The 15475-nt window shown below is 74.2% G+C and carries 4 protein-coding genes; all 4 read left to right on the top strand.

Translation table 11 applies throughout. The features are described from left to right. The first annotated feature begins 112 nt into the window (after positions 1–112). Genes C4J65_RS34525 through C4J65_RS34540 form a run of 4 tightly spaced genes read left to right on the top strand, consistent with a single transcriptional unit; the run spans position 113 to position 15469 of the window. Positions 113–6868: a non-ribosomal peptide synthetase gene (locus C4J65_RS34525; protein ID WP_115745998.1), complete on the top strand. Its 6756-nt coding sequence runs from the start codon at positions 113–115 to the stop codon at positions 6866–6868. Further along, the gene (locus C4J65_RS34530; RefSeq protein ID WP_115745999.1) at positions 6865–12399 is read left to right on the top strand and encodes a non-ribosomal peptide synthetase; all 5535 of its coding nucleotides are present in this window, start codon (positions 6865–6867) and stop codon (positions 12397–12399) included. The genes C4J65_RS34525 and C4J65_RS34530 overlap by 4 nt, the downstream gene beginning before the upstream one ends. After that, positions 12396–13547: a saccharopine dehydrogenase NADP-binding domain-containing protein gene (locus C4J65_RS34535; RefSeq protein ID WP_115746000.1), complete on the top strand. Its 1152-nt coding sequence runs from the start codon at positions 12396–12398 to the stop codon at positions 13545–13547. Before C4J65_RS34530 ends, C4J65_RS34535 begins: the two co-directional genes overlap by 4 nt. Further along, complete coding sequence (locus tag C4J65_RS34540; RefSeq protein ID WP_115746001.1) at positions 13544–15469, top strand: Gfo/Idh/MocA family oxidoreductase; 1926 nt, start codon at positions 13544–13546, stop codon at positions 15467–15469. The genes C4J65_RS34535 and C4J65_RS34540 overlap by 4 nt, the downstream gene beginning before the upstream one ends. Positions 15470–15475: the final 6 nt, after the last annotated feature.

Raw genomic sequence — 15475 nt, forward strand, 5'->3', positions numbered from 1 at the left:
TCTTTTGCCGGGCCTCCGGCTCTGGCGCCGAGTCCCGTCATGTGATTACGATGTGAACTATAGAAATGATAATCATTTCTATCTAGCACCGTCCGACCGGAAGGCAGCACCAGTGAGCGATGAAGCAGTCGTCCAGGCGCGGACAGCGGAAGGAGACGTCGGCAGCCGCGACCGCCACGCCCCCGCCGCGGTGCGGGAAGCCGTGGCAGGCGCGCTGGAGATCGCACCGGAGGAGTTGGAGGACGACCGTGACCTCTTCGAACTCGGCCTCGACTCACTGGTCTTGATGTCCCTGGTCGGTACCTGGCGGCGCGAGGGCAGCACGGTCACGTTCCAGGACCTCACGAGCAGGCCGACCCTGCGGGACTGGACGACCCTGCTCGCGCGGGCCGGGAACGACGACACGGTCACCACCGCCCCGCCCGGGCCGCCCGCGCCGGTGACCGGTGCGGATCGGGACTCGGACTCCTTCCCGCTGGCCACGATGCAGCACGCCTACTGGATCGGACGCCAGGACGGACAGCCCCTCGGCGGCGTCGCCGCGCACTTCTACGTCGAACTCGACGGCCACGGCGTCGATCCGGTCCGGCTGGGCACCGCCCTGCGGGCGCTCGTGCTGCGGCACGGCATGCTGAGGGCCGTCTTCGACGAGGACGGCCGTCAGCGCTTCGGTGCCGCCGGGGTGCCGCTCACCGTCCACGACCTGCGCGAACTCGCTCCCGTCGAGGCCGAGTCCGAGCTGGAACGGCTGCGCGAGCGCAACACCCACGCCCGCCCGGACATCGGCGCCGGTGACGTCTTCCGCGCGGCCCTGTGCCTGCTCCCCGACGGCAGGACCCGCCTCCAGATCGACCTGGACATGATGGCCGGTGACGCGCTGAGCCTGCGGGTCCTCCTGTCCGACCTGCGCCGCTTCTACGAGTGTCCCGACGAACCGCCGCGCGAACTCGGGCTCGACTACCGGCGCTACCTCGCGGAGCACGACGCCCGGCGACGGACCGAGCGGGAGCGGGACGCCGCCTGGTGGCGCGGGCGCCTGCCGGATCTGCCGCGGGCTCCGCGGCTGCCGACGACCGTCGACCCGCTGACCCCGGTCACCGCGGACGACGGCACGCTGACCCACTCCCGGCGCCTGCACCACTGGCTCGGCCCCGCAGACAAGGCCGCCCTCCTCGGCGCCGCCCGTCGGCACGCCGTCACCCCCGCCGCCGCGCTCGCCACCGCCTTCGCCGAGGTGATCGCCGCCTGGAGCGACAGCCGGCGCTTCCTCCTCAACCTGCCGCTGTTCGACCGGGAGATGTTCGCACCCGAAGTCGCCAACCTCGTCGGCGACTTCAGCAGCTCGGTGCTGCTCGACGCGGACCTGAGCGCGCCCCTTCCCTTCTCCCGGCAGGCCCGCGGCCTCCAGGAGCGGCTGCAGGCCGGAATCTCCCACGGCGCGTACGGCGGTGTCGAGGTGCTGCGCGACCTCGCCCGCGCCGAGGGAGCACCCGTACTGGCCCCCGTCGTGTACACGAGCGCCATCGGACTGGGGGAGATCTTCGAGCAGGACGTCCAGAAGTCCTTCGGCCACCCCTCCTGGATCATCTCGCAGGGCCCGCAGGTGTATCTGGACGCCCAGGTCACCGAACTCGACGGCGGTCTCCTCCTCAACTGGGACGTGCGGGACGGTGTGTTCGAGGCCGGCGTGCCCGACGCCGCGTTCGACGCCTACCGCCGCCTCGTCACCCGCCTGGTGACCGACCCCGACGCCTGGGACCGGCCCGTGGACGGTCTGCTCGCCCCCGACGTCCTGCCCCGGCGAGCGGTGGCGGCCCTGCCCGCCGCGCCCGTCGCGGACCGCGCCCTGCACACCCGCTTCTTCCGGCTGGCCGAGACCGAGCCGGGCCGCCCCGCGGTGGTCCGCACGACCGGCGACACCCTCACCTACGGCGAACTCGCCCACGCCGCACGGCGGATCGCCACGCTGCTGCACGACCACGGAGTGCGGGAGGGCGACACCGTCGCCGTCACCCTGCCCAAGGGCGACGACCAGATCACCGCGGTCCTCGGCGTGCTGGCCGCGGGCGCGGCCTACGCCCCCGTCGGCGTGGAACAGCCCGCCGTGCGCCGGCGACGCATCCACGCGGTGGCCGGCGTCTCCGCGGTACTCACCGACCGGGACCACGCCCACCTGTGCGAGGACGTCTCCCCGGCTCCGGTGGTGCTCGTGGAGGACGCCCCGGGGCTCCGGCCCGCGCCGGTCGTCCGGCCGGACCCCGGCCTGGCCGCCTACGTGCTGTTCACGTCCGGCTCGACGGGACTGCCCAAGGGCGTCGAGGTGTCGCACCGGGCGGTCGTCAACACCGTCGAGGCGATGGAGGCGCAGCTCGGGCTCGGCCCGGCGGACCGTACGCTCGCCATCTCCGCGCTGGACTTCGACCTCGCCACCTGGGACGTCTTCACCCCGCTGTCCCTCGGCGGCCAGGTGGTGACCGTAGGACAGGAACACCGCCGCGACGCCCACCACTGGGCGCGGCTGGTGCGCACCCACGGGGTGACGCTGGTCCAGTGCGTGCCCGCCCTGCTGGACCTGCTGATGGCCGCGGGGGAGGACGAGGGCCTCGGGGACTCCCTGCGCATGGTGCTGCTCGGCGGCGACTGGATCGGGCTCGACCAGCCCCGCAGACTCCGCGCGCTCGTCCCCGGCTGCCGTTTCGTGGCGCTCGGCGGCATGACGGAGGCCGCCGTCCACTCCACGGTGTTCGAGGTGGCGGAGACCGACCCCGCCTGGAAGTCCGTCCCCTACGGCGTTCCGCTGCGCAACATGCGGGCCCGTGTCGTGGACGGACGGGGACGCGACTGCCCCGATCTCGTCCCGGGCGAGCTGTGGATCGGCGGGCCCGGCGTGGCCAACGGCTACCGCGCGGACCCCGAACGCACGGCGGAACGCTTCGTCGACCACGGCGGCGAACGCTGGTACCGCAGCGGCGACCTGGCCCGCTACCGGCCCGACGGCGTCCTGGAGTTCCTCGGCCGCGCCGACCACCAGGTGAAGATCGGCGGTCACCGCATCGAACTGGGGGAGGTCGAGTCCGCGCTGGAGGACGACCCCGCCGTCCTGCACGCGGTCGCGACCGTCCTCGATACCCCCGTACGCCACCTCGCCGCGGCCGTGTCCGCACCCGCCGGGGCACCGGACCCGGACGAGATCCGCCTGCGGGCGGCGGAACGCCTCCCCGCCCACATGGTCCCCGAGCGCGTCCTCGTCCTGCCCGACCTGCCGCTGACCGCCAACGGCAAGCTCGACCGGACGGCCGTCCGGCAGGCGCTGACCGAGACCGCCGGCCGGCCCGGACCCGCCACGTCGGCACCAGCCGGCCCGGTGGAGACCGCCGTCGCGGCCGAATGGGCCGACCTGCTCGGTGTGGCCGAAGTGGGGCGCGAGAGCGGCTTCTTCCTGCTGGGCGGCGACTCACTCGTCGCGACGCGCCTGATCGGCCGGCTGCGCACCGCGGGCTTCCCGGGCGCCCGCGTGGCCGACCTCTTCGCCCGCCCCGTACTCCGGCACTTCTGCGAAACGCTGCGCCCCGCCACGACCACCGACGAGGCGCCTGCCGCGGGCACCTCTCCCGTCCTCGTGCCCGATTCGGACCACGCGCACGAGCCGTTCCCGCTGACCGACGTCCAGGCCGCCTACCACACCGGCCGCGACCCCCGGTTCACCCTCGGCGGCGTAGGCACCTGGCACTACACGGAGTTCGACGGCACCGACGTCGACCTGGACCGGCTGGAGCGCGCCTGGAACACCCTCGTCGGACGGCACGGCATGCTGCGCGCGGTCGTCGAGGAGGGACACCAACGCGTGCTGCCCGACGTACCGCCGGTGCGCATACCCGTGCACGACGCCCGAGCCGGTGGCGCCGCCGAAGCCCTGGCCGGCCTGCGTGCGCGCCTGTCCCAGCAGGTCCGCGACCCCGCCCGCTGGCCGCTGTTCGCCGTCGAGGCGGTGCGCCACCGGGCGGACGAAGACGCCGACGAGAAGGGCGGCGGGACACGGACCCGGATCGGCATCGGCCTGGACTACCTCGTGCTCGACGCGCTCTCCATCACCACGCTCTACGCCGAACTGAACGCGCTCTACGCCGACCCGGACCACGAACTGCCACCCGTGGACGTGTCGTTCCGCGACTACCTGACCCGCCTCCCGGCCGACCCCGAGTCGACCGCGCGGGCCCGCGCCCACTGGCGGGCCCGCCTGCCGGAGCTGCCGCCGCCGCCCGCCCTGCCCTTCGACCAGGATCCGGCGACGCTCGACGCACCCGTCTTCACCCGGCGCCGGCTCAGCCTGCCCGCCGGGGACTGGGCGGCCGTCAAACGGGACGCCGCCCGGCACGGCCTGACCCCGTCCACCGTCCTGCTCGCCCTGTACGCGGAGGTCCTGGCGGCCTGGAGCGGGACCGACGCCGTGACCGTCACGCTCACCCTCTTCAACCGGCGTGACGTCCACCCCCACATCCACCGGGTACTGGGCGACTTCACCTCCCTGTCCCTCGCCGGCTACCGGCGCGAGGGCGCCGACTGGCCCGCGGCGGCCGCCGAGCTGCAACGCCGTCAGGCCGAGGACCTCGACCACGCCGACGTGCCGATCGACTGGCTGCTGCGGGAGTTCGGCCGGCGCACGGGCACGGTGGACGCCGCCGCGCCCGTGGTGTTCACCAGCGCCATCGGCGTCGGGGACGCGACGCTGGCCGGAACGGGCACGGGACTCCCCCCGAAGGTCTGGGGCATCTCCCAGTCCCCGCAGGTCTGCCTGGACAACCAGGTCACCGAGGAGTCCGGGTCCCTGGTCGTCACCTGGGACGCCGTCGAGGAACCGTTCGCCGAGGGCGTGCTGGACGCGATGTTCTCCGCGTACGAACGGCTGCTGCGGCACCTCGTGGACGGTGACTGGGAGGCACCGCTCCCCGACCTGGTGCCCGCCTCCCAGTACCAACGGCGGGACGCCGCGGCACGGGAGGCCGCCCTGGAACCGGTGACGCCGCGCCCGCTGCACCAGATGTTCTTCACCCACGCGGCGGCCACCCCCGACCGCACCGCCCTCGTCACGACGGCGGGGGAGGAGGTGACCTACGGAACCCTCGCCGCACAGGCGCTGCGCACCGCCGCCGCGCTCGGCGACGCGGGGGTGCGGCCGGGCGACCTGGTCGCGGTCACCCTGCCCAAGGGCCCGGAACAGGTCGCGGCGGTCCTCGGCACCCTCGCGGCCGGCGCCGCCTACGTCCCCCTGAGCCTCCAGCAGCCCGCCGCACGGCTGGAGCGGGTGCGTGCCACGGCCGGTTTCGACGTCGTCCTGGGCGGCTGGCCCGCCACGGACGGCACCGGCCCCCGCACCCTGTCCCCGGCCGACACGCAGGGCGGCGAGCCGCTGTCCACGCCGGTCGGAACGGCTCCCGACGCGCTCGCCTACGTGATCTTCACGTCGGGCTCCACCGGCGAGCCCAAGGGCGTCGAGATCACCCACGCCGCCGCCTGGAACACCATCGCGGACATCAACGCCCGCCACGGCATCCGGGGCGACGACCGCGTCTTCGCCCTGTCGGCACTGGACTTCGACCTGTCCGTGTACGACGTCTTCGGCCTGCTCGCCGCGGGCGGCTCCCTCCTGCTGCCCACCGAGGACCAGCGCCGTGAACCGGCCCGCTGGCCGGACCTGCTGGACCGGTACGGCGTGACCGTCTGGAACACCGTCCCCGCCCTGCTCGACCTGCTGCTCGACGCGGACGGACGGGACGGACGGGACGGGCAGGACGGACGGGACGGACAGGGCGGACGGGAAGGCCGCCGGATCGCGGGGCTGCGGACCGCGCTGGTCTCCGGCGACTGGATCGGCCTCGACCTGCCCGCCCGGCTGCGCGCCCGGACCGCGCGGCCCTGCGCGTTCGTCGCCATGGGCGGAGCCACGGAGGCCGCCATCTGGTCCAACACCCTCACCGTCACGGAACCAGACCCCCGGTGGGTGTCCATCCCCTACGGCCGCCCCCTGACCGGGCAGCACTACCGCGTGGTCGGCCGGGACGGCCGCGACCGTCCCGACTGGGCGCCCGGTGAACTGTGGATCGGCGGCGCTGGACTGGCCCGCGGTTACCTGGCCGACCCGGCCCGCACCGCCGAAAAGTTCGTCGAACGGGACGGGCGGCGCTGGTACCGGACGGGGGACCTGGGCCGGTTCCGGAGCGACGGACTGCTGGAGTTCCTCGGCCGGCTCGACAGCCAGCTGAAGATCGCCGGTCACCGCATCGAGGCGGGCGAGGTCGAGGCCGCGCTGGAGGCGCACCCGGCCGTCGCGCGCGCCGCCGTCCTGGCCGTGGGGGAGCGCACCGCCAGGCGCCTGGTGGCGTTCGCCGTACCGCACGAACCGCCGCCCGCCGAGGACACCGAGCCGGTCGAGAACCCCGAACTCACCGAGGGCCTCCTCGGCCTGCTGGCCGACCGGGTGCCGGGCTACGCCGTCCCGTCCCGCGTCCTGTTCCTGCCCGCCCTGCCCCTCACCGCGAACGGCAAGGTCGACCGGGCCGCCCTGACCGGCCTGGTGGGACCAGAGGCGGTCTCCGCCGCCGAGCCGCCACGGGGCGAGACCGAGACGGCCCTCACCGCACTCTGGCACGCATGCCTGCCGCACGGGTCGCCGGACCGCAACGCCAACTTCTTCACCGTCGGCGGCGACAGCCTCACCGCGCTGCGCCTGCTCACGGCGATCGAGCGCCGCTTCGGAGCCGCCGTGCCCGCCCGCCGCTTCTTCGCCGCGCCGACCATCGCCGCCCTCGCCGCGGACATCACCCGAACACTCGCGGCCCACGGGACCGCCTACGAGACCGGAGAGCTGTGAACATCGCTGAACTGCTGGCCCGATACGCGGACGAAGACGTGGTGCTGTGGGCCCAGGACGGACAACTGCGGTTCCGGGCCCCGCAGGGCCGGCTCACCGAGACGCACCGAGCCGAACTGCGCACCCACAAGGAAGCCATCCTGCACCACCTCGAGGCCGGGGAGCCCGCGCTGCGCGCCGACCCCGACCACCGCCACGAACCGTTCCCGCTGACGGACATCCAGGCCGCCTACCTCATCGGCCGCACCGACGCCTACGCCTACGGGGGCGTCGGCTGCCACGCCTACGTGGAGCTGGCATACCCCGACCTCGACGTCGACCGCGTCACCTCCGTGTGGCGGCAACTGGTCCAGCGGCACGACATGCTCCGGGCCGTCATCCACCAGGACGGCCACCAGCGGGTCCTGCCCGAGGTGCCCGAGCTCTCCGTCGGAGCCGACGACCTGACCGCCCTCCCTGCCGCCACCGCCGAGGAACGGCTGCGGCGCACCCGGGCGCGACTGTCCGCCCGCGAGGCGCCGACCGGCCAGTGGCCCCTCTTCGACGTGCACGTGACCCGGACCGGCCGGCGGGCCGTACTGCACCTGTCCTTCGACATGCTCGTCGTCGACCACGCGAGCCTGCGGATCCTGCTCGCGGAGTTCCGGCGGAGCTACGGCGGCACCGCCCTCGCCGACGCGCCGCGGATCACCTTCCGCGACTACGTCCTGGCCCGCCGCGCCCTCGCCGACACCGACGGCCACGCCCGCGACCGCGCCTACTGGACCGAACGGCTCGACACCCTGCCGCCCGCCCCCGAACTGCCCCTCGCCGAAGCCTGGCAGGCCGCGGTAAGCGACCCGGGAGAAGCGGGCCGCGGGCCGGCCTCCGGCGGCGAGGCGGTGGCGTTCCGCCGACTGGAGGTCCTGCTGCCCGCTGCCGAGCGGGACCGGCTCACCGGGCGTGCCGCGCGGCGCGGGCTGACCGTGTCGACGGCCCTGCTCACCGCCTACGCCGAGACGGTCGGCGCCTGGTCGCGGACCAGCCGCTTCACGCTCAACGTGCCCACCGTCGACCGGCCCGCCCTGCACGAGGACATCGACCGCCTCGTCGGTGACTTCACCTCGCTCGAACTCCTCGCCGTCGACCTCGACACCCCGGCCACCTTCGCCGAACGGGCCGGCGCCGTGGGCGAACAGCTCCTCGAAGACCTGGCACACCCGCTGTTCACCGGCTCGGAGGTGCTCGCCGAACTCTCCCGCAGGGCCGGCGGACCGGTCCTCATGCCGGTCGTCTTCACCAGCGCCCTCGGCGCGGGCGCCACCTCCGAGGGCGTGCCCCCCGAGGTGGAGTACGCCGTGACCCGGACACCGCAGGTGTGGCTCGACTGCCAGGTCATGCACCGCGGAGACACCCTCAGCCTGTCCTGGGACATCCGGGAGGACGCGCTCGCCCACGGGACGGCCGACGCCATGTTCGAGGCGTACACGGCACTCGTGCGGTCGCTGTCCGCCGAGGGCGAGGCAGGTGAGGACGCCTGGGACGCGCCCGTCCGCATCCCACTGCCCGCGGCGCAGGCGGAGCGCCGGAGCGCGGTCAACGCGACCGAGGGGCCGCTGCCGGACGTCCTCCTCCACGAACCCGTACTCGAGCGGGCACGGACCACACCGGACGCGATCGCGGTCCGCACCCCCGAACTGGCCCTCTCCTACCGGCAGCTCGTCGCCCGAGCCACAGGACTCGCGCAGCAGCTGACGGCCTCCGGACTGCGCCCCGGGGAACCGGTCGCCATCTGGATGGACAAGGGCTGGGAACAGGTCGTCGCCGTCTTCGGCATCCTCATGGCGGGCGGCGCCTACCTGCCCGTCGACACGGCCCAGCCGGCGGCCCGCCGGGACACGATCATCGCGGACGCGGGCGTCCGCACCGTCCTCACCCAGTCCTGGCTCGCCGAACTCGAGGACCTCCCGTCGACGGTGTCGTCCGTCGCCGTGGACCTCGTCGGGGAGGCCATCGCGGACCGCACGCCCGTCGCCGCCCGCCGGGCACCGGACGACCTCGCCTACGTCATCTACACCTCGGGCTCCACCGGCACACCCAAGGGCGTGATGATCAGCCACCGGGCCGCCCTCAACACCGTCGACGACATCAACCGCCGCTTCGCCGTCGACGAGCGCGACCGCGTCCTCGGCATCGCCGGACTCGGCTTCGACCTGTCCGTCTACGACCTGTTCGGACCGCTCGCCGTGGGCGCCACCCTCGTCCTGCCCCGGGCCGACCGGCGCGGCGACCCCTCCCACTGGGCCGAACTCGTCCGCGACTTCGGCGTCACGGTGTGGAACTCCGTGCCGGGCCAGCTCCACATGCTGTGCGACTGGCTCCGCTCCGAGCCGCCCACCGCCGACGGCTCACTGCGCCTCGCGCTGATATCCGGCGACTGGATACCGGTCTCGCTGCCCGACCAGGCCCGTGAACTCCTGCCCGGACTGGAGATCGTCTCCCTCGGCGGAGCCACCGAGGGCTCCATCTGGTCCATCGCCCACCCGATCGGCGAGGTCGACACCGCCCGCCCCAGCATCCCGTACGGCAAGCCCCTGACCAACCAGACGTTCGCCGTGCTCGACCGGCACCTGCGGCCACGGCCCGAATGGGTTCCGGGCGAGCTGTACATCGGCGGTGCCGGTGTCGCCCTCGGCTACCTCGGCGACGGCGAGCGCACGGCACAGCGGTTCCGCACCGACTCCGCCACCGGAGAGCGGCTCTACCGCACGGGCGACCTCGGCCGCTACCTGCCCGACGGGACCATCGAGTTCCTGGGCCGGGAGGACGCCCAGATCAAGATCCGCGGCTACCGGGTCGAACTCGCCGAAGTGGAGGCCGCCGTACAGACCCACCCCGCGGTCGCGGCGGGCGCGGTCGTCGTCGACGACTCGGCGGCGGGCGGGCGACGCCTGGCCGCGTTCGTCGAGACGGCCCGCAAGGACCGCGGCGGGCCCGCCGTGACGAGCCGCGAACAGGCGCGCACGGCAGCCGCCGACGCCGTCCGCGAAGCCGCCGCGGACGTCGACGCCGCACGGCTCACCGACTTCCTGGCCGCCCTCGACGACGTGGCCGTCGCCGAGATGACCCGGGTCCTCGCCGCGTCCGGGGTGTTCGACGGGACGGCGGCACGCACGGCCGACGAGGTGGGCACGGCACTGCGGGCCACACCACGCCACCGGCACATCGTGCGCCGCTGGCTGCGCGCCCTCGCCGCCCGGGACCGGCTCACCCACCGGGACGCCGACGCGACCTACACCGGCCTGCTCCCCGTCCCCGCGCCCGAGGCCGAACGCCGGTGGCGGCGGGCCGCCGACCTGGAGCACGAGATCGGGTGGAGCACCGAACTGCTCACCGTCATGCGCACCTGCGCCGAACGGCTGCCCGAACTGGTCTCCGGGGACGTCGGCATCCGGGACCTGCTCTTCCCGGGCGCCGCGACGGAGGCCGCGGACGCCGCCTACCGGGACAACCTCGCCATCCGGCACCTCAACCGGGCGGTGGTCGCCGCGCTGCGCGAGATCGCCGCGGGCCACACCGGCGAGGAGCGGCTGCGGGTGCTGGAGGTCGGCGGCGGCGTCGGCGGCACCACCGGCGAGCTGGTGCCCGTCCTCGCCGAGTACGGCGTCGACTACCTGTTCACCGATCCCTCGGCGTTCTTCCTCAACGAAGCCCGCGAGCGCTTCGCCGACCACGCCTGGGTCCGCTACCAGCGCTTCGACGTCGACGAGGACCCGCGCGCCCAGCACCTGCTGCCCAACACCTTCGACGTCGTGGTCTGCGCCAACACGCTGCACGCCGCCGCCGACGCGGACGCCGCCGTGGGCAGGCTGCGGGAACTGCTCGTACCCGGCGGACAGCTGGTGTTCGTGGAGAACACCCGTGACGAGAACCTCCCGCTGCTGGTCTCCATGGAGTTCCTGGAGGTCGCCGGCCGGGCGTGGACCGACGTGCGGGAGCACACCGGACAGTCCTTCCTCACCCACACCCAGTGGCGTGACCTCCTCGACGGGCACGCGGCGTCCGAGGTCACCTCGCTGCCCGACGCCCAGGACGCCCTGGCGCTCACCGGGCAGGAGGTCCTCATCGCCACGATGAAGGACGACCGGCACCACGTTCCGGTGGGAGAGCTGGCCCGTACGGCGGCCACCCGGCTCCCGGAGTACATGCTCCCCGCGGTGTGGCAGGTCGTCGACACCCTGCCCCGCACGGCGAACGGCAAGACCGACCGCACGCGCCTGCGGTCCTGGCTGCCCCGGGAGAGCGCACCGGTCGTCGTGGACGAGCAGCCTAGGGACGAGCTGGAGAACAGCCTGGCCGACCTGTGGACGGAGCTCCTCGCGGTCGAACACGTCACCCGCAACGACGACTTCTTCGACCTCGGCGGCGACTCGCTCCTGGTGGCCCGGATGGTGGGCCGGCTGCGGGAACGGGTACCGCAGGCGGCGGACCTGGAGTGGGAGGTCGTCCTGCGCCACATGCTGCGCCGCCCCACGGTCGCGGGTCTCGCCGGTTTCCTGCGCGGCCTGGCCGGTCCCGAGGACGCGCCCGCCTCCGGCGCTGTGCGCACCGACCCGGTGATCCACCTGCACGGCTCCCGCTCCGAGGACGAGCCGACGACCGTGCTGGTGCACGCGGGAACCGCGACGATCATGCCGTACCGGGCGCTGATCACCGAGATCAGGCGCCGCTCGCCGGGCCTCGCCGAGGTCGTCGGGGTGGAGGTTCCGGACCTCGGCGGATTCCTCGCCGCACCGCCGGACGGACTCATCGAGCGGATGGCGGCCGACTACGCGCGGGCGCTGACGGCGGACGGCCGCAGCCGCTTCCACGTCGTCGGCTACTGCCTGGGCGGTCTGATCGCCACCGAAGTGGCCCGCAACCTGGCCGAGTCGGGAGCGGCGGTGGAGAGCCTCACCGTCATCAGCAGCCACAGCCCCCGCTTCCGCCTGGACGACGAACTCCTCGCCGAGTACTCCTTCGCCGTCATGATGGGCATCGACCCGGCCGACCTCGGGTTCCCGGACGACCAGTACCGGGTGGCCGCCGCGGCCGACGCCGTCCTGGCCGCCAGTCCCGGCATCCTGCGTGACGGCGGACTCACCGCCCCGGGCGAGGAGTTCGAGGACGTCGCGAGCTGCTTCCGACGCCTCGCCGACGTCCCCCGCGCCACCCGTATCGCCCGGATGTGCGAGGCGGTGCCCGCGTCCGCCGGCACCTACGAACCCGACCACATGACAAGGCTCTTCCTCGCCTTCCGCCAGAGCGTCTTCGCCATCACCCGCTACCAGGCGGAGCCCTACGCGGGTGACATCACCTTCCTGCGCCACGACGGCGCCTACCCCTTCCCCGGCAGCAAGGACGCCGTCACCGCCTACTGGGAGGAACTGACCCTGGGAGACCTGGACATCGTCGACATCGGCGGAGACCACTACAGCTGCCTGTCCGTCGAACACGCCCCCGGGATCCTCAAGACCCTCGGCGAGCTGACCCAGGGGGCGATCACCCGATGACCAAGCCCCTGATCGGAGTCCTGGGCGCCTCCGGGGCGGTGGGCCGCGCCGCCGTACGCGAACTGCGCGCCCTCGGCCACCGCGGCCTCCGCCTGGGCGGCCGGACCGCCTCGACCCTGCGCGCGGTCGCCGACGAGGAGCCCGCGGGCCACGACGAGACCGTGTGGGCGGACGCCGACGCACCGGACGGCCTGCGCGCCTTCACCGAGGGCTGCGACATCGTCCTCAACTGCGTCGGGCCCACCTACCGGCTGCGCGCCACGGTGGCCTCCGCCGCACTCGCGGCCGCGGCCCACTGCGTCGACGTGGCCGGGGACGACCCGGCCGCCGAAGACCTCCGCGAGGCCGGTGACCCGGCCCGCGACGGCCGCACGGTCGTCCTGTCCGCCGGAGCCCTGCCCGGCCTGTCCGGCCTCCTGCCCCGCTGGCTGGCCGGGCAGGGCCTGGACGCCGCCTCCGCGCTGACCGCGCACTGCGGCGGCCTGGAGACCTGCTCGCCGACGGTGGCGCACGACCTCATGCTCTCCCTCACCTCCGGAGGCGCGGACGGCGCGGCCTACGGCGAGCCCCTCGCCGCCGTCCGCGGCGGCCGGCGCGTCCCACGCGCCCTGCGCACGGCCGAGGACACCCAACACCGGTCCTTCCCCGGCCAGGTGGCCCTCCAGCCCTACCTCAGCCAGGAAAGCGAACGTCTCGCCACCGTCCTCGGGCTCGACCGGCTCGACTGGTACAACGTCCACCCCGGTCCCGCCGTACGCGCGCTGCTCAACGTGCTGCCGGGCCGCCTCGCCGCCGGGGACGACCCGGCGGAGCTGGCCGGCCGGCTGATCCTCGCCGCCGACCTCGACCTGGCCGGACGCAAACCCTGGTACGTGATGGACTTCGAGCTGTCCGGCACCGCGTCCGGGCGGCCGGCCACCGCCGGCCTGACCCTGCGCGCGGCCAGCAGCTACCGGCTCACCGCGGCCGTGGGCGCGCTCGCGGTGGACGCGGTGCTGCGGGCCGGGGTACCGGCCGGGGTGCACTTCGCCTGCGACGTACTCGACCCCGACACCGTGGTGCGGTACTTGCGCGCCCAGAAGGTCGCCGACCTCCGGCCCACCGGAGCGGCGGCCGGTGCCGACCAGGTGGAAGAGGGCGTGCTGTGAACACATCGACGCCCTTCAGAGTGCTGGTCTGCGGCACCAACTTCGGCCGCTTCTACGCCGAGGCGGCACACCGGCGCCCCGGATACGCGCCGGCCGGGATCCTGAGCCGGGGCTCGGCCGCCTCGCGGGCCTGCGCGGAGCGACTCGGCGTCCCCCACTACACGGACGTCGACGACCTCCCGGCCGGCATCGACGCCGCGTGCGTGGCGGTGAGCTCCGCCATCTCGGGCGGCCAGGGCACCGAGCTGGCCCGGGCGCTCATGGACCGCGGCATCCACGTCCTTCAGGAACACCCCCTCCACCTCACCGAGTTGACGGCCAACCTCACCCACGCACGCCGCCGCGGAGTGCAGTACCGGCTCAACACCCACTACCCGCACGTCGCCCCGGTCCGCGGCTTCATCGACGCGGCCCGCAGGCTCGTCGCACAACAGCGACCGCTCTTCGTGGACGCCGCCACCCCGGTCCACCTGATGCACCCCCTGGTGGACATCCTCGGCCGGGCGATGGGCACCCTGCGGCCCTGGCGCTTCGCGGACCCGGCGCCGCTGCCCGCCGACATCGGCCCGCAGCCGTTCCGTTCCCTGCACGGCATGCTGGCCGGCGTACCCCTCACCCTGCGCGTGCACCACCAGCTCGACCCGTCCGACCGGGACAACCACGCCCTGCACTGGCACCGGATATCGATCGGGACCGAAGGCGGAGTGCTCACTCTGGCCGACACCCACGGCCCCGTGCTGTGGAGCCCCAGGCTGCACGTCGGACGCGACGCCGACCGGCGCTTCGTCCTCGACGGGCCCGGCACCGGGCGCCTGGGCCTGGGCAGCACGGCCGTCGTCGGGACCACGGGCACCTTCCGTACCGTCTTCTCCGACCTGTGGCCGGAAGCGGTCGGCCATGCTCTCGACGGGCTCCGCACAGCCGTCGAGCAGGGCGCCGACGCCCTGCGCACGGGCCAGTACGACCTGGCAGTGTGCCGCATCTGGACCGACCTCGCCGCACGGCTGGGGCCACCCGACATCGTCCGCCCGGCCACCCCGCGGCCCCTCGCGGTCAGCGACGTCTTCCCCGCCCCGGAGCAGCCTCGCGCCGACGCGCCTGGCGCCGACGCGCCTCGCACCCGCGCCCCTTCGAGTGCCTCGCCCTACACCCCGTCGGCCGAGTTCTTCGACCTCGTCGCGGCCGAGCACACCGCGACCGCGAGCGCACCCGCCATCGCAGCGCTCCTCACCGACGCCGACCTGAGCAGCGGCCCGGTGGTCGACATCGGCGCCGGCACCGGCCTGGTGACCGAGGCCGTGGCCCGGGCCCGGCCGGACGCCGAGATCCTCGCCTGCGAACCGGCGGCCGGCATGCGCGCGGTGCTCACCAGCCGGGTCTTCAGCGACCCGGACCTGCGCTCCCGCGTCACCGTCACCGACGACGCCGCTCCCGACCTGGACCTCCCGGACCGGGTGAGCGTCGTACTGCTGTGCGGTGTCCTCGGCCACCTCGACGCCGACGGGCGAGCCCGGCTCTGGCGACGACTGAACCGGCGGCTGGCGCCGGGCGGACTGGTGGTCGTCGAACTCATGCAGTTCGAGGAGCCGTTGACCCTCCCCGAGACCAGGCTCGCCACCGCCACCGCCGGACGGCAGCGCTACGAGTGGTCGTTCGGCGGAGCGCCGGACGAGACCGAGGACGGCGTGATGCGCCTGCACTCCACCTGGCGCGTCTACCGCGACGACGCCACCGAGGCCGAGCGCGAGGTGCACGACTCCTACCGGTGGACGCCCTTCGGGCTGAAGGACGTGGTCGCCGAGTCCGGGATGACCGCACGCGCCCTGCCCACCCGTCCCGGAGCACCCCCGCTGGCCGTACTCACCCGGGCACCGGACGCCCCGAACACCCCTGCCCCTGTTTCCGCCTCCACCCACGGCTGAGGACCA

Origin of the sequence: Streptomyces sp. CB09001 (assembly GCF_003369795.1) — a bacterium.
GTDB lineage: Bacteria > Actinomycetota > Actinomycetes > Streptomycetales > Streptomycetaceae > Streptomyces.

Bases quoted from the DNA above. Each gene is read 5' to 3' on its own strand.
- C4J65_RS34535 (WP_115746000.1), top strand. From the start codon at position 12,396: ATGACCAAGCCCCTGATCGGAGTCCTGGGCGCCTCCGGGGCGGTGGGC.